The organism is Nocardia terpenica, from assembly GCF_013186535.1.
Classification (GTDB): domain Bacteria; phylum Actinomycetota; class Actinomycetes; order Mycobacteriales; family Mycobacteriaceae; genus Nocardia; species Nocardia terpenica.
In genome coordinates this window covers 589,817-605,616 of sequence record NZ_JABMCZ010000005.1, presented here as the reverse complement: position 1 = coordinate 605,616, position 15,800 = coordinate 589,817, and the positions used below count along the sequence as shown (strand labels likewise).

General features: G+C 70.8%; 13 protein-coding genes. 9 read left to right on the top strand and 4 right to left on the bottom strand.

All coding sequences use genetic code 11. The features are described 5' to 3' along the window. Window position 1: 1 nt before the first annotated feature. Entirely contained in the window at window positions 2–832 is an 831-nt protein-coding gene (locus HPY32_RS38675) for an isocitrate lyase/PEP mutase family protein (RefSeq protein WP_067588092.1), read from the bottom strand. A gap of 170 nt (window positions 833–1,002) precedes the next feature. Next, the gene (locus HPY32_RS38670) at window positions 1,003–2,265 is read right to left on the bottom strand and encodes an NB-ARC domain-containing protein (protein ID WP_171983264.1); all 1,263 of its coding nucleotides are present in this window, start codon (window positions 2,263–2,265) and stop codon (window positions 1,003–1,005) included. Window positions 2,266–3,135: 870 nt separating this feature from the next. Here HPY32_RS38670 and HPY32_RS38665 point away from each other — a divergent pair. Next, on the top strand, window positions 3,136–5,427 hold the full coding sequence (locus HPY32_RS38665; RefSeq protein ID WP_228785899.1) for a RelA/SpoT family protein: 2,292 nt from the start codon (window positions 3,136–3,138) through the stop codon (window positions 5,425–5,427). Here HPY32_RS38665 and HPY32_RS38660 read toward each other — a convergent pair. After that, window positions 5,403–6,281, bottom strand: coding sequence for a DMT family transporter (locus HPY32_RS38660; protein WP_067588098.1), 879 nt, complete (start codon window positions 6,279–6,281; stop codon window positions 5,403–5,405). The genes HPY32_RS38665 and HPY32_RS38660 overlap by 25 nt on opposite strands. Before the next feature lie 871 nt (window positions 6,282–7,152). On the opposite strand from HPY32_RS38660, the gene HPY32_RS38655 reads away from it, so the two are divergent. From HPY32_RS38655 to HPY32_RS38620, 8 genes are all read left to right on the top strand, one after another. After that, window positions 7,153–8,085 carry a DUF8176 domain-containing protein gene (locus tag HPY32_RS38655; protein WP_067588100.1) on the top strand — a complete coding sequence of 311 codons (933 nt, stop codon included), beginning with the start codon at window positions 7,153–7,155 and terminating at the stop codon, window positions 8,083–8,085. A gap of 15 nt (window positions 8,086–8,100) precedes the next feature. Further along, window positions 8,101–8,958, top strand: a complete 858-nt coding sequence (locus HPY32_RS38650) for a hypothetical protein (protein ID WP_067588102.1) — start codon at window positions 8,101–8,103, stop codon at window positions 8,956–8,958. Window positions 8,959–9,056: 98 nt separating this feature from the next. Beyond that, window positions 9,057–9,605 carry a hypothetical protein gene (locus HPY32_RS38645; protein WP_428846767.1) on the top strand — a complete coding sequence of 183 codons (549 nt, stop codon included), beginning with the start codon at window positions 9,057–9,059 and terminating at the stop codon, window positions 9,603–9,605. Next, on the top strand, window positions 9,602–9,895 hold the full coding sequence (locus HPY32_RS38640; RefSeq protein ID WP_067588106.1) for a hypothetical protein: 294 nt from the start codon (window positions 9,602–9,604) through the stop codon (window positions 9,893–9,895). Before HPY32_RS38645 ends, HPY32_RS38640 begins: the two co-directional genes overlap by 4 nt. 30 nt (window positions 9,896–9,925) lie before the next feature. After that, window positions 9,926–10,153 (top strand): hypothetical protein, encoded by a 228-nt coding sequence (locus tag HPY32_RS38635; protein ID WP_067588108.1) that lies wholly within the window; start codon window positions 9,926–9,928, stop codon window positions 10,151–10,153. A gap of 428 nt (window positions 10,154–10,581) precedes the next feature. Beyond that, window positions 10,582–11,418 (top strand): DUF8175 domain-containg protein, encoded by an 837-nt coding sequence (locus HPY32_RS38630; RefSeq protein WP_067588110.1) that lies wholly within the window; start codon window positions 10,582–10,584, stop codon window positions 11,416–11,418. Window positions 11,419–11,531: 113 nt separating this feature from the next. Next, window positions 11,532–13,037: a hypothetical protein gene (locus HPY32_RS38625; protein WP_067595810.1), complete on the top strand. Its 1,506-nt coding sequence runs from the start codon at window positions 11,532–11,534 to the stop codon at window positions 13,035–13,037. Continuing rightward, on the top strand, window positions 13,034–14,524 hold the full coding sequence (locus HPY32_RS38620; protein WP_067588112.1) for an SCO6880 family protein: 1,491 nt from the start codon (window positions 13,034–13,036) through the stop codon (window positions 14,522–14,524). Before HPY32_RS38625 ends, HPY32_RS38620 begins: the two co-directional genes overlap by 4 nt. Window positions 14,525–15,025: 501 nt before the next feature. On the opposite strand, the gene HPY32_RS38615 is transcribed toward HPY32_RS38620, so the two are convergent. Then, a complete protein-coding gene (locus tag HPY32_RS38615; protein ID WP_171983263.1) occupies window positions 15,026–15,781 on the bottom strand; it encodes a hypothetical protein in 756 nt (251 codons plus the stop codon). Between the last annotated feature and the right edge of the window lie 19 nt (window positions 15,782–15,800).

Here is a 15,800-nt window from a genome sequence, read left to right as displayed (position 1 = left end):
GTCATTGCGCGAAAAGTGCTTCGACCTCGCCGAAGTCGAGGCCGCCGCCGAGCGCGGCGTAGCCGCCCTCGGCGAGCAGTTCGGTCGCGGCCGCCCGCACCGTGGCGTAGGCGGCCTGGGCCAGCGCCGGGCCGAGGCTGATCCGGCGCACGCCGGTCGCGGCCAGTTCGGGCACGGTCGGCGCGCCCGGGCCGACCATGACGTTGATCGGCAGCGGCGACTTCCCGGCCAGCTCGCGCAGGGCGTCGAGATCCAGCAGGCCCGGCACGAACAGGGCGTCCGCCCCGGCCTCGGCGTACGCCTCGGCCCGGACCAGCACCTCCGCCTGGCGGCCCTCGGGTTCGCCGATGCCGAACAGGTACACGTCGGTGCGCGCGTTGATCACCAGTGCGGGCAGACCGGCGCGCCCGGCGGCGGCCCGGCCCGCCCGCAACCGGGTGGCCTGCTCGGCGATCGAGAACAGCGGCCCGCCGGGCTCGGTGGAATCCTCCAGGTTCACCCCGACCGCACCGGCCGCGATCACCGCCTCGACGGTGGCGGCGACGTCGGCGGGGGCGGGGCCGTAGCCGCCCTCCACGTCGGCGGTCACCGGGACCGGCACGGTCGCGGCGATCCGGCGCACCTGCTCGATCATTTCCGCTCGGGTCAGCCGCTGCCCGTCACCGCGGCCGAGCGCCCACGACACCGCGGCGCTGGTGGTGGCGACCGCCGGCGCGCCCGCCTGCGCGACCAGCGCCGCGCTCACCGCGTCCCAGGCATTGGGCAGCACGAAGGCGCCGGCCGCGTGCAGTTCCCGAAATTTTTCCGCATTGCTGCGCTGACTGTCGTTCACTCTGCGACTCCTCGCGGGGGCATGATTTCCGTGGTCATCGAACGCGAGGAAGGCTACCGGTGAAAATGGTCGAATCTACTGCGCCCTAACCGATTCCGAACAATCGAACGCCAACGGCGGCGGTCCGCCGGGGTATTCTGCGGTGTTCGCCGGGCGCAGCGGACAACCGATCAAACGCGAAAGGGGGAGTCGGCGGCGCTGCGGACCACCGGAAGTTCACCGGTGTCCGGCTCGCGTCGGATCGCGAACCGGCCGGTCTCCTGCGCCACCAGCAGGCCGATCAACGCGGGCAGCGTGTACCGCTCGGGGCCCGAGACCCGGTGCAGCAGGCCGGTATCGATCAGGCTGTCCATCGCGTATTCGGCGGTATCGATCGAAATGTGCAGGTCGTGCGCCAGTCCCGCGGGGGTCACCTCGTCGCAGCCCTCGGCGAGCATGTGCACCACGTGCTTGGCCAGCGGCGGCAGCGACAGGTAGGCCGGGAGCACGGAATCGGCCAGGCAGATGTCGCCGATCCGCAGCCAGTTCGCCACGGTCACCCCGGCCGCCAGCCGGTCGGCCACCTCGCCGAGCCGCCGCCCGGGCTGGGCGGCGATCTTGCGTCCGGCGATGGTGACGGCCAGCGGCAGATTCGCGCAGAAGTCCGCGATCCTCAGTGCCGCAGCGTGTTCCGACCGCACCCGGTCGCTGCCGACGAGCAGCCGCAGCAGATCCAGCGACTCCGAGCGCGCCAGCGGGGCCAGGGTGAGCCGGCGCACCCCGTCCAGGCCGAGCAGCCGCGAGCGGCTGGTGATCAGGATCTGGCTGGTGAGCGAGCGCGCCAGCAGCGGCCTGACCTGCGGTTCGTCGCGCACGTCGTCCAGCAGCACCACCACGCGGCGTTCGGCCAGCATGGAGCGGTACAGGCCGATCCGGTGCATCTCGTCCGACGGCACTCGGTCGGGCGGCACGCCGAGCGCATGCAGGAAACCGGCCATGACCTCCAGCGGCGTGGCCTCCGGAGCGCTCATATCCGCCCACAGCTGACCGTCGGGGAACTCGTCGACCAGCCGGTGCGCGAACCGAAGGGCGAAGGCGGTCTTGCCGATTCCGGCCGGACCGCGGATCGCCAGCGGCACCCGGGAGTCGCCGGAGCGGGCGGTGGCCGCGCGTGCGCCCTCGAATTCCGCTGCGCGACCGACGAAGTCGTGCGGTCCGATGGGTAGCTGGGACGGGCGCGGGTGGCCCGCGCCGTCCGGGTGGCGGTCCTCGGAGTTTTCCTCCGGCTGATCGAATCCCTTGTCCCCCCGTACTTCCCGCCATCGATGCTCCCATTCGGCGGGGTCGCCGCCGCAGGCCCGCACGAATGCCTGGGTCACCTGCAGGGTGGGTAGCCGGTAGCCGCTGGCCGCCTCGGACAGCACGGAGGGCGAGTACATGGCCACGCTCGCCATCTGCCGATAGGACGGATTCCCCGCTGCCGCACGGAGTTTACGAAGATCGCCGGCGAACGCGGCGAGAGGTCCGGACCGACCGTCGAGTGGTTTTTCGCGTCTACCCATGAGTCGGCTTCCCCTTGAATCACGTTGTGGCATCATGCCTGTCCCCAATTCACGGCCCGTTGCCACCAGCCAGTATGGCTCGTTCTCGCACATCGTGGAATGTCGATGCCGAACCACACCCCGGGTCCATCGTTCGTCTCGAGGATGAACGAACGGGGGCGCGGCGGCGTTCAGGAGACAACGGCGTGTCTAAACCCTGCATAGTGTCCGGAACCCGCTACGTAAGCGGACTTCGCATGAAACGCAAAGATTTTCGGTCCAACCTCCCGCGCCGACGCATACCGCGTAGATCCGACGGTTCCGGGCGATCCCCGCAGAGGAAACATTGCGGACCCCCACGCCGCCCCCGGAGCGGCCGAATCCGACCGTGCTCCCTTGCATGCATGGAGCCAAGGAGGCCACACGGTTGGAGCTCTGTCAAACCGAAACCGGGCGATATCGATGGCCGATTTCCGATCGGCATCACGGATCGGCACCGTCCGGAATGCCCGACCCGGGTGCGCTGGCGACGGTCCGGACAACCCGCCCGGCGCGACCGGGCGACGGCACTCGGCGACCCGGATTAAAGTTGGTGGTCTGAGCCGTTGGACCGGTCGGATAGGGTATGCCGATCGAGCCCGGAGAGGTGGTGGCATGACTCAGCATCTGGAGAAAGCGAATGCCGAGCAATCGGCAGCCGGGGACGACGTCCCCCCCGCCTCGCCCACCTCAGCGAATCCCGGCGTGTCGTCTCCCGGCGTGTCGGCCCCGACCCCGCGGAACATGCCGATGCGGCAGCCCGGCAGCCCGGCCGCCGTGCCCACCTCGGCCTCGCGCCGGGTGCGCGCCCGGCTGGCCCGCCGGATGACCGGCCAGCGCGGCATCGCCGCGGTCAAGCCCGTGCTCGAGCCGCTGGCCACCGTGCATCGTGAGCTGTACCCGAAGGCCAATCTGCAATTGCTGCAGCGTGCCTTCGACGTCGCCGACGAGAAGCACGCCCACCAGTTCCGCAAGTCCGGCGATCCCTACATCACCCATCCGCTCGCGGTCGCCAATATCCTGGCCGAGCTCGGCATGGACACCACCACCCTGGTGGCGGCGCTGCTGCACGACACCGTGGAGGACACCGGCTACTCGCTCGACGAGCTCACCGCCGAGTTCGGCCAGGAGGTCGCGCACCTGGTCGACGGCGTCACCAAACTGGACAAGGTCAACCTGGGCGCCGCCGCCGAGGCCGAGACCATCCGCAAGATGATCATCGCCATGGCCCGCGATCCGCGCGTGCTGGTGATCAAGGTCGCCGACCGGCTGCACAACATGCGCACCATGCGTTTCCTGCCGCCGGAGAAGCAGGCCAAGAAGGCCCGCGAGACGCTGGAAGTCATTGCGCCGCTTGCCCATCGGCTCGGCATGGCCACGGTCAAGTGGGAGCTCGAGGATCTGGCCTTCGCGATCCTGCACCCGAAGAAGTACGACGAGATCGTGCGCCTGGTCGCCGACCGCGCGCCCTCGCGCGACACCTATCTGGCCAAGGTGCGCGCCGAGATCGTGAACACGCTCGCCGCCAGCCGGATCAACGCCATCGTCGAGGGCCGCCCCAAGCACTACTGGTCGATCTATCAGAAGATGATCGTCAAGGGCAAGGACTTCGACGACATCCACGACCTGGTCGGCATCCGCATTCTCTGCGACGAGGTGCGCGACTGCTACGCCGCGGTCGGCGTGGTGCACTCGCTGTGGCAGCCGATGGCCGGGCGGTTCAAGGACTACATCGCCCAGCCCCGCTACGGCGTCTACCAGTCGCTGCACACCACGGTCGTGGGCCCGGACGGCAAACCGCTCGAGGTGCAGATCCGCACCCAGGACATGCACCGCACCGCCGAGTTCGGCATCGCCGCGCACTGGCGCTACAAGGAGACCAAGGGCCGCCACTCCGGCGACGCCGCCGAGGTCGACGACATGGCGTGGATGCGTCAGCTGCTCGACTGGCAGCGCGAGGCCGCGGACCCGGCGGAGTTCCTGGAGTCGCTGCGCTTCGACCTGAAGTCGCCGGAGATCTTCGTGTTCACCCCGAAGGGCGACGTCATCACGCTGCCGCAGAAGTCCACCCCGGTCGACTTCGCCTATGCGGTGCACACCGAGGTGGGCCACAAGTGCATCGGCGCCCGGGTCAACGGGCGGCTGGTCGCGCTGGAGCGGCAGCTGGAGAACGGCGAGGTCGTCGAGATCTTCACCTCCAAGGCGCAGAACGCCGGACCCAGCCGGGACTGGCAGAACTTCGTGGTCTCGCCGCGGGCGAAGGCCAAGATCCGGCAGTGGTTCGCGAAGGAGCGCCGCGAGGAGGCGCTGGAGGCCGGTAAGGAGCAGATCTCCAAGGAGGTCCGCCGGTCCGGCCTGCCGCTGCAGCGGCTGATGAGCGTGGACGCGATGACCGCGCTCGCCCACGAACTGCACTACACCGACATCTCGGCGCTCTACGCCGCGGTCGGCGAGAACCAGGTGTCGGCGCACCACGTCGTGCAGCGGCTCATGGCCCAGCTCGGCGGCGTCGGCGACGTGGAGAACGAACTCGCCGAGCGCAGTACGCCGTCCACGCTGCCGCTGCGCCAGCGCACCACCGGCGACGCGGGGGTCGAGATCCCGGGCGCGCCGGGCACCGTCGCCAAGCTCGCCAAGTGCTGCACCCCGGTCCCCGGCGACGAGATCATGGGCTTCGTGACCCGCGGCGGCGCGGTCAGCGTGCACCGCACCGACTGCACCAACGCCGATTCGCTACAGGCCCAGCAGGAGCGCATCATCGAGGTGAAGTGGGCGCCCTCGCCGTCGTCGGTGTTCCTGGTCGCCATCCAGATCGAGGCGCTGGACCGCACCCGCCTGCTATCGGACGTGACCAAGGTGCTGGCCGACGAGAAGGTCAATATCCTGTCGGCCTCGGTCATGACCTCCGGCGACCGGGTGGCCATCAGCAAGTTCACCTTCGAGATGGGCGACCCGAAGCATCTGGGCCACCTGCTCAATGTGGTGCGCAATGTCGAGGGCGTCTACGACGTCTACCGGGTGACCTCCGCGGCCTGAGCGGCCGCGTCGTCGTGCGCCTGGGCCTGCGAAAGCTGTACGGCCGCAACGCACATCACCACCGCGGCGACGATCACGACGGCGGTGCCGACCGGGCCGCTGCGCAGGCGCTCGTCCAGCACGGTCATGCCGAGGACGGCGGCGGCGATCGGCTCGGTGACGGTGAACGCGGGGAGCGACGCCGACAGCGGCCCCGCCTGGTAGCCGCGCTGCTGGACGTACAGGCCGCCGAGGCCGGTGACGGCGAGGGCGTAGATCTCCCAGCCGCGCAGCACCGCCCCCACCCCGTGCTCGAACAGATGCATGACGTGATCGGTGAGCGCGGCCGAGATGCCGAACAGCAGCCCCGCGGCGGTGCCCAGCAGCAGCGCCCGCACCGACGGCGCCGACAGGGTGAGCCCGGCCGCGATGCACACCGCGACCACCGCCAGCACCGCGCCCAGCGGCCACAGCCAGCGATGCCCGGGGGCGTCCACCACCCCCTCGGTCGGATCGCCCACGACCAGGAAGCACGCCAGCGCGATCGACAGCGCCGCCGCCTGCGCCCACATCCGCCCGGTCACCCGCCGCCCGCTGTAGCGGGCCGCCAGCGGCAGCGCGAACACCAGCGCGCTCACCAGGATCGGCTGCACGACCAGCACCGAGCCCAGCGCCAGCGCCGCCACCTGCAGGCCGAAACCGCCCGCGTCGCCGAGCAACCCGGCCCACCAGCGCGGGCTGCGCACCAGCCGCGCCAGCAGGGCCTCGCCCTCGGGAACGTCGGATGCCGCGCTCTGCTGCGCCACCGCGCCCACCGCGAACAGCGCCGCGCCGAGGAACGCGCAGGCAACGGCGGCTATCGGAAGATCGGCCATGCGCCCAGTCTGCCCGCCCCGGCCGGGGTCGCGGCCGGGGACCCCGGGGCGAGTCGGGCCGCCGCGGCCGAGAATCTGGTATTTCCCCCGATGACACAATGCCGGAGACGAGCGATTCCGGTTCGCGGCGTACACTATTCATTCTTCGGTCGCTCGGCGGTTGCTCCGCACGCCCCGTAATCGACTCCGCGCAGCTGGAATTCATCCGGTCGGTTTTGCCACGGTTGCGGTGGAACATCCCCTTCCGCGCTCGCATTTTGCAGGATGCAGTGCGGCGTTCGCTGGATTCTGTTACGGTCGATGACGTTTCGGAGCTCGCGCGACCGGCGGCACACCCCCGACCACCCGAAGTTTGCCGGACGGGTCGCCCTGCTCTCGACCCTCCGAACTATCGCAGACGGCTGGCTAGGGGGTCAGGATGGTGCTGACCGCACGTACAACCCGGGGCATGCTGAGCCCGACCGCATTCGCCGTCGCGGCGCTCGCCCCCGGTGTCACCCGCCCTCCTCTCGACATTTGTCCGGCACTGTACGCCTTGGGGATTCGGGGCACCGGCGAATTCCGCGGACTGCTTCCGTCCGAGAAGACCGCCCCCGCCGCCGACGCCGAGAGTGCCGCGGCCACGAAGGGCGGCCCGAGCAGCCCGGTTACCGGATTCTCAGGGTTACCTTCCGGCGCGTCGAGTTCGCCGAATTCGTCGGGTACGGGACAATTTCCGTTCGGGACAGGACCGGGCGCCAGCACACCCGGCGCTGTGACGACGGTTCCGTCCGCAGGTACCGCTGACCACAACTACCCGTTCTCCACGAACTGATCGCCGAGAGGGTCCGACGATGCTGCACGACGTGCCCGGCTCCGCGGGGATGGGGGAATGTTGAAGTCGTACAAAGACCTGGCTCGCTGGTACCCGGCCGTGGAGCCGGAGGGATTGGCCCCGCCGCCCGCCCCGGCGGTGGCCGTGCCCGCCTTCGACGACGCCGGCGCGGCCCGGTTCCCGCACTACATCCGCGACATCGAACCCGAACCGTTCGACATCCCGTTCACCGACGAACCCGCCGCCTCGCGAGCGGAATTCGTGGGCGGCTGGTCGGACTGGGTGGCCGACCACGCGCCCGGCCCGGACGACGACTACCCGGTGCCCGACGCGGAATCGGTGCGATTCCCCTGGGACGACGAGGACGGCGAGCCGCACCTCGGCCTGCCGCGGCTGGGCCGCGACGGGCCGGGCGCGGCCGCCTCGTTCGGCACGCTGCGCGAGCGGGCCCACCCGAATCGGTGGCGCGTCGCCGTCGTCCTGGCGGTTGCCGTGCTATTGCTGGTCGCCGCAGCATGTTTCGCTCTGTATTTGCTGTACGCCCGCGGCGGCGCCAGGCACGCCGCGGGCCCGCCCGCGCCCCCGGTCCGCCTCACCGCCGCGACCGGCGAGGCCGCCCCCGGCAGCTGCCCGACCGAGCGCTCCGACCGGGTGCTGCGCGGCGCGGAGCCCGGTGGCACCGACTCCGGCCCCGACGCCATCATGTGGTTCCAGCACTCCTACTACGTGGAGCGGTCCGCCGAACGCGCGCGCGAGGTCGTCGCCCCGGACGCGGCGGTGTCCCCGGCGCCGCTGATCCAGCGCGGCATCGACTCGATCCCCCCGGGCACCGGCTACTGCGTCCGCGTGATCACGCTGGAGGACGGCAAATACGCGGTGGAGGTCACCGAGCGCCGCCCGAACCGCGCCCCGACGACCTACGACAGGCAGACCGTCACCACCGCGGTGATCGGCGACCGCACGCTCATCACGGGCATCACGGCCGGGTAAGAGGAGAGCAGACGCATGGGTCAGGAATGGAGCCGATGGCTCGACGAGGCGCCCGAGACGGGTGACCCGCGGGGCCGGGACGCCGAGGCTCCCGTGGTACGAATCCGCCAGGGGCGCGGCGACGGTGGCGACCCGCGGCCGATCCTCGTCGTCGGCGGTTGCGGCGGCGCCGGGACCACGACCACCGCGCTCGGCATCGCGGGCGAGCTGGCCGCGGCGAGCGTGGCGACCGTGGCCGTCGACGCCACCGCCGCCGGCAGCGATCTGGCCCTGCGCGGCGCCGACGAGCACCTGTCCCCGATCAGCCTGCAGCAGTGGCTGTACGGCCGCGGCGACGACGAGCCCGCCCCCCTCAAGGAGTGCCTGTCGCGCGCCACCTCCGGCATCGGCCTGCTCTGGCGCGACGCCGCCCCGCTGCGCCGCCGGGCCACCTACCTGACCGTCGGGCGCGCGATCGCGGACGCCGGGTACACCCCGGTCTACGACGGCGGCAACCCCATCGCCAGCCGCCAGCTGCGCCCGCTGCTCGAGGACTCCGATATCGCGCTGGTCCTGGCCATTCCGGCCCGCGCCGACGCCGCCAACCGGCTGCGCGTGACCCTGGAGTGGCTCGACGACGAGTTCGGCGGCCGGACCGAGGGCCAGGGCGGCGGCATCGTCGGCGACACCACCATCGTGGTGTCACATCAGCTGCCCGGCAACGACTCCGCGATCGCCGGACATTTGCGGGAACACCTCACCGGCTGGGTTCGTGACATTCGCGAGGTTCCGTACGACCCCCAGCTGGCGCGCGGAGAACTGGTGCGTCACAACACACTTGCCGCCGACACCCGCAGGGCCTATCGCGCGCTGCTGACCGGGGTGGCATCATGACCGCGGCCATGAAGGAACGTCACTCATCCGAAAACTCGCCTGCGGCAGGCGTTGTCGCACCGGCGGAGTCTCGTCGCGCCCCCATCTGGGATCGCCCCGTGCCCGGGGCCGGGCGTGCGCCGCTGGTGTGGCTGTTGGGTGTGCACGGCGGCGCCGGGGCCAGTACCCTCGCGCATGTGCTTGCGCCCGCCGCGGATTCACATCGCCGCTGGCCCGGCGTCTTCGAGCGCGAATCCCCCTTCGTCGTCCTGGTGGCGCGGGAGACCATCGCGGGGCTGACACGCGCCCACGACCTGCTGCGGCAGTATCACGCCGGGCTGGCCGGGCGGAGCCGGGTGCTGGGGCTGATCACGGTGGCCGCCCGCCCGGGCCGCATCCCCGTCGAGATCCGGCGCTACCGCGACGTGGTGGGCTCGCTCGCCGGCCAGGTCTGGCAGGTGCCGTGGTACGAGGAATGGACCCTGGTCGAACCCGACCAGTTGCCGGTGTGGTCGCCCGGCGACCCGCCTCCGCAGCAGAAGAAGCGCAAGCTCGATCCGCTGCGGGAGATTCCGCACGACGTCGACGAGCTCGGATCGGGCATCGTCGCGATGATTCGGGAAAAGGTAAGTACCGGTTCGCAATTGGAAGACGAGGACGAACAATGAGTACCCTCTTGGTCGCTGTGCACGAGACGTACAGCGCTGTGCTGGCTCAGGTCGGGAACCCGACGCCCGAGGCGCCACCGGCCTCGGACAAATTGCTCAAGTTGGTTCGCTACTTCACCTGGTTCGTGCTGCTGTCCGGGGTCATGGGCATCACCTACGCGGGCGGCAGGTTCGCCTGGGAGAAGTGGACCGGCGGCGGTCTGGAGTCACCGAAGATGGTGGCCGGGGCGATGATCGGCGGCATCGTGGCCACCAGCGCGGGAACCATCATGAATGCCGTGATCGGATAAGGGCCGGGAACCGTGCTTGCCTACAGGCAGATGCCGTCCGACGTCATCGCACCCGTCATGCAGCTCATCGACTGGCTGCTGTGGCTGGTGCTGTTGTTCTGCTTGGCCTGGATGATCCTGTCGGCCGGCCGCCTGTGGTCCGCCATGCGCGACGACATGGCCTACAACGACGCCTCGCACGGCATCGTGATGAGCCTGATCGGCGCGATCGTGGCAAGTTCGGCGAGCGCGATCGCCCTGGCCCTGCTGCCGACGTGAGCGGGTGAGGCCATGACCTGTGTCGAGATCGGGGCACCAGCGCACCCCCTTCGCATCCGCCGGGCCGCCACGGGCGTGCTCGGCCTCGCCGTGCACGCGGCCGGATGCGGTGGCAGTGACCGTGGCGCACCGACTCTCGCCCCCGCCCACCCGCTCACCCCCGACTCCCAGGACAGCCCCACCGTGGACGGCTACACCTGCCACCCCGACGCCACCATGTCCCCGAGCGCGACTGTGTCCCTGAGCGCGACTGTGTCCCCGAGCGCCACCATGTCCCCGAGCGCGACTGTGTCCCCGAGCGCGACTATGTCCCCGAGCGCCACCATGTCCCCGAGCGCGACTATGTCCCCGAGCGTCCCTACGTCCCCGAGCGTTCCTTTGTCCCCGAGCGTTCCTATGTCCCCGAGCGCCAGCGAGGGGGCCCCGGCATGAGTACCAAGGATGCGGTGGGGGAGGATCGCAGCTTCTCGTTCGGGGTCATCGCGTCGGCGGCGGTGATCGCGCTGATCGTGGTGGTCGGGGTGTTCATGTTCGTCACCCGGGGGAATTCCGGTGGCGGGCAGGTGCATCCGGCGACGCCCCCGGCCGCCGCCGCGGCGGCGGGGACGGATGCGACCGGCTTCGCCGATCCGACCGTCGATCTGTTCGGCCGCCGCGTGGACATTCCGAACAATCCTGCGGGGCAACCGCTTCCGCAGGACCCGAGCAGGGAGCACCGGCCGTCCGACCAGGACTGGCTGACCGCCGCCCCGGCCGGGACCACCGATCCGCACGGCTGGCAGCGGGTGTACGGCGCGTCGGTGCCGTTCTCCACCAGCGACGGACCCACGCGCATCGAAGACGGCCTGGCCGTGGGGTATTCGCACACCCCGCAGGGCGCGGCACTGGCGGCGGCGCAGATCACCTACCGGCTCAACGCCCGTCCCGCCGACCGGGACCTGTACGTGCAGCAGGTGCGGGCCTCCGCGCAGCAGATCGCCGCCTACGACAAGGCCCGCTCCGACGGCGCGCTCCCGCAGCAGCAGCCGGAGCGGATCACGCGATACCTGGTGGCGCCGGACGCCTTTCAGGTGGAGAACTACGCCGACGATATGGCCATCGTGCGGCTCGCCGCGCGCGGCCCGGTCAACGACGGCGCGCAGACATGGGCGGCGATCCGCCTGATCATGGTGTGGGACGGCGGCGATTGGCGGCTCAAGCCGACCGACGCCGGCACCGCCCGCACCGATTACGTCACCTCGCTCGGGGGGTGGACCAAATGGTGAGCTACACGGGCGATCTCACGATCGCCGCCGCCGCGAGAAAGAGTAGGAGAGGCCGTGGACGTCCCGCCACAGCTCCCGATCGACTCCCAGCGACGCACGGAGGGGTGAACGATATGATGAGGCGCCTGATCACGATCCTCGCGGTCGTGTTCACCGTCATGATCGCCACACCGACGGTGGCCTACGGCCAGACCTACGGATTCGATCAGACCTGCAACGAGATTCACGACGATCTCGACAAGCTCGGACTACCGGGCATCTCGCTGGGCGACGCCGCCTCGGCGGCCTGCAAGGCGGGCAACGCCGCCACCCACCCGGGCGACGCCGCGGCCGCGGTGCGCGACAAGGCGTGGGACTCCACCTTCGGCAAGGTGGTCGACTCGCTGATGAACGGCCTCGGGCAGGCCCTGATCCTGGCGCTGACCTTCTGGATGAAGGTGCCCAACGAGCGGATCAGCGATTCCGGGGCGCTGTTCACCAAGATCAACGACTACACCTATCAGGCGCAGGTGCTACTGCTCATCGTGTCGGTGATCCTGTCCGGCGCCAGACTCGCGGAGGCCAGACGCGGTGCGGCACTGAACGAAGCGGCCGAATCGTTCCGCATGTTCGCCCGCGTGGTGTTCAGTTCCTGGATGCTGGGCGCGGTGGTCGTCGCCGGGACTCAGGCCGCGGATCGCTTCTCCGCGTGGGTGATCTCGGACTCCACCAACGGCAATGCCAAGAACATCGCCGAACTGCTGGTGAAAACCTCGAAGCTGCAGGCGTTCTCGCCGGGTCTGGTGCTGATCATCGCGATCGTCGGCCTGCTCGGCGCGCTGGCGCAGATCGTGCTGGCCATCGTGCGGCAGGGACTGCTGGTGGTGGCGGCGGGCATGCTGCCGCTGGCCGCGGCGGGCTCGGGCACCAGCACCGGGCGGCAGTCGTATCCGAAGCTGATCAGCTGGATCATCGCGTTCATGCTGTGGAAACCGGTCGCGGCGATCGTCTACATGATCGCGTTCATCGCCGTCGGCAACACCGACAACTCCACCTCGACCGGTGGGCTGCCGGACGCCGATCAGGCCCAGCGCATGCTGGTCGCGATCGTGCTGCTGTGCAGCGTGGCGTTCGTGCTGCCGGCGCTGATGCGCCTGGTGGCGCCGTCGGTGGCGATGATCGGCACGGGCGGTTCGGGTCTGGGCGCGACCGGCGGCGTGCTGCTGGGCGCGGCGGCGCTGGGCGCGGTCGGCACCAAGGCCGTCGGCGTGCGCGGCGCGGCGGCGGTCGGCGCTCCCGGCTATGTGGGCCGCGGCGGCGGGCGACCGCCGGGCGGCGCGGGTCCGCGCGGCGGTGGCCCGCGCGGTGGCGGTGGCGGCGGTGGTCCGCGCCCGACCCAGCCGCGCGGTGGTGGCGGTAACGGCGGCGCGGCAACCGGTGCGGCGGCGGCCGCGCGTCCTGCCGCTCCCCCCGGCTCGGGCGCAGTACCATCCGCCGCGACGCGGGCGATGGGGCGCATCGCAACCGCCCGCGCCGCCGGCGCCGGACTCAACCGAGCCGACGCCGCGATGGGCGATCTCGCCGGTGACCGCTGGGCCAACCGCGCACCCGACCTCGGCAGGAGCACCATTCCGCGATGACGACGACCGAAACCTACGAGCGGCGCTCGTACGGCTTGTGGCAGAAGCCCCGCAGCGCAGGTCTTTTCGGCCTGCGCTGGGGGGAGACCGTGCTCGGCTTCGTGGTCGTGATCACGGCGCTGCTGACGGCGCTGGTGGCCGGGCCCAAACCGGCGTTCTTCGTGGCGGGCGCCGGTGCGGTCGTGATGGTTCCACTGGTCTGGCGGTCGGGGGGCCGCTCCGGTTACGAGACGGGATTGATGATGTTCCATTGGTTGCGCGGCCGGAACCGGGGCGAGCACGTCTACCGCGGCGGTCGCTTCTCCCGGATTCCGGGTGGCGTCTCCCGGCTACCCGGGCTGATGGCGCCCTCGAAGCTGTACGAGGGCATCGACGCCGGCGGCTACAGCTTCGGCATGATTCACCTACCGCAGTTCGCCCAGTACACGGTCGTGCTGCGGGCCTGGCCGCAGGGGCACGAGGCGGTCGACCAGCCGGTGATCGACCGCTGGGTGGCGGCGTGGGGCACCTTCCTGGCCTCGCTCGGCCAGACCTCCGACATTGTGGCGGTGGTGCCGGTCATCGACACCGTGCCCGAGACCGGAAACCGTTTGCTCACCGAGGTTTCCACCATCACGCACCCGTCCGCGCCGGAGCTGGCGCAGCAGGTGATGTTCGAGCTTGCGACCGAATTGCCGCAGGAGCGAGTGCAATTGCTGCCGCGGGTGGCGATCACGTTCAAGGCGACCACCGCCGAGCGGCGCAAGAATCCGGCCGAGGAGGCGGTGGAGATCGGCCGCCGGTTGCCGGGCATCTGCGCGGCGCTGGCCGAGGCGGGCGTGCGCGCCCAGCCGATGTCCGCGGACGAGGTCATCTCGTTCATCCGCCGCTCGTACGACCCTGCGGCACAGGCGGATCTGGAGGTGGCCTCCAGCGAGCCGGGCGGGCACGGCCTGGATTGGGCCGACGCGGGCCCGATTTCGCACGAGGAGCGCTGGGATCACTTCATCCACGACGGCGGCCGCTCGGTCACCTGGGAGATGGACACGGCGCCCGAGGGCGCGGTCGACGAGCGCGTGTTGCAGCGGCTGCTCGCGCCGAATCCCGAAGTGCCGCGTAAACGTATCGCGATCGTGTACCGTCCTCACTCGGCGGCCGACGCCGCCGAGATCGTCGACGACGACTACAAGAACGCGCTGGTGGCACAGCAGAGCGAACGCGGCGTCGTCTCCGCGGCCGCGACGCTGCGCGTCGGCGCCACTCAGCAAGCCCGTGAGGAGCAGGCCCGGGGTCACGGTGTGACCCGCTTCGGGGCCCTGGTGACGATCACCGAGCCCCTGCGCGGCGATCTGCCGCGTATCGAAGCCATCACGCGCGACCTGTCCACGCAGGCGCGCTTGAAGATCCGGCGGTGCTACCGCTACCAGGCGGCGGCCTTCGCGGCCTCGCTCGGTTGCGGGGTGATTCTGCCGGAGCACGCGAGCATTCCGAAAGCATTGGCGGGGTGAACGATCATGGCAGGTGATCACGAGCCGCCGGTTCGGCACCGGGGCGAACCGCCGCGATACCGCGAGCGCGTGGTGGACCCGGAGAACCCGGTCCCCATGCGCCGCGGTACCCGGCGCGGCAACGACGGCTGGGACATCGAGCCCTACGCCCCCGGCGAACCACGCTCGGCTCACGTCCTACCCGCCGACTGGGACGACGCCCCCCTGCGCCCCTCCCGTCGCCGCGACACCCCCGGCGCCCGCGCCGCCGCCCGCCCCGACGACGCCTGGATCGGCGACCCTCCACGCGAAAAATCCCGCCTCGACCCCGATCCCACTCACCCCCACCGCAATTCCCCCCTCAAACCCCCCGAACACCGCACCGCCCCCAAACCCCCTCCCCCCGAGGAACATTCACCAAACGACCAGTCCGAGAACCATCCGAACCGCAACCACACCGAGCCCCCTTCCACACCCGACCAACCCGACGAACATCCGACCAGCGATCGAGCACAACCACATTCACCCCACAACCGACCGGCCCCCCGCCCCACACGCAACCAGTCCGCACCACATCCAGCCGACGGCCGGACAGAGCCGACCCCTGCCACCGACAGCCGGGGCACGGAGCACCCGACGCATGGCCAGGCCGATGCGTTCCCGACCGATGGTCGGATAGCAGCGCACCCCCTCGCCGATGGCCAGCCAGAAGTACGTCCCGCCGAGGACAGGGCCGCGGAGCGTTCGGTGCGTGGTCGGGCTGGTGTGCGTTCGGCTGAAGGTCGGGGCGCGGAGCGCCTGGCGAGTGATCAGGCTGACGTGAGTTCGGCTGGCGGTCAGGTGGAAGTGCGTCCCGTCGAGGGCCGGGCCGCGGAGCGTTCGGTGCGTGGTCGGGCCGGTGTGCGTTCGGCTGATGGTCGGGGTGCGGAGCGTTCGGCGAGTGATCAAGCCGCCGCGCGTTCGGCTGGCGGTGAGGCGGAAGTGCGTCCCGTCGACGGCGGGGGTGCGGAGCGTTCGGTGCGTGGTCGGGGTGGTGTGCGTCCGGCCGAGGGGCGGGGGCTGGAGCGTTCGGTGCGTGGTCAGGCCGAGGCGGGTTCGGTTGATGGAGGGGCGGCTACGCATTCGGCGGATGGGGTTCGGGTCGAGGCGGATTCGGTCGATGGTCGGGCCGATGTGCGTCCGGCTCGGGGTCGGGCGGAGGTATCGGCGCGTGGGCGGGATGGTGAGCATTCCGCGCTCGGCCGGTCCGATGGACACGCGGCTGCTGGGCAGGCGCATTCGGCCGGTGGTGAGGGGG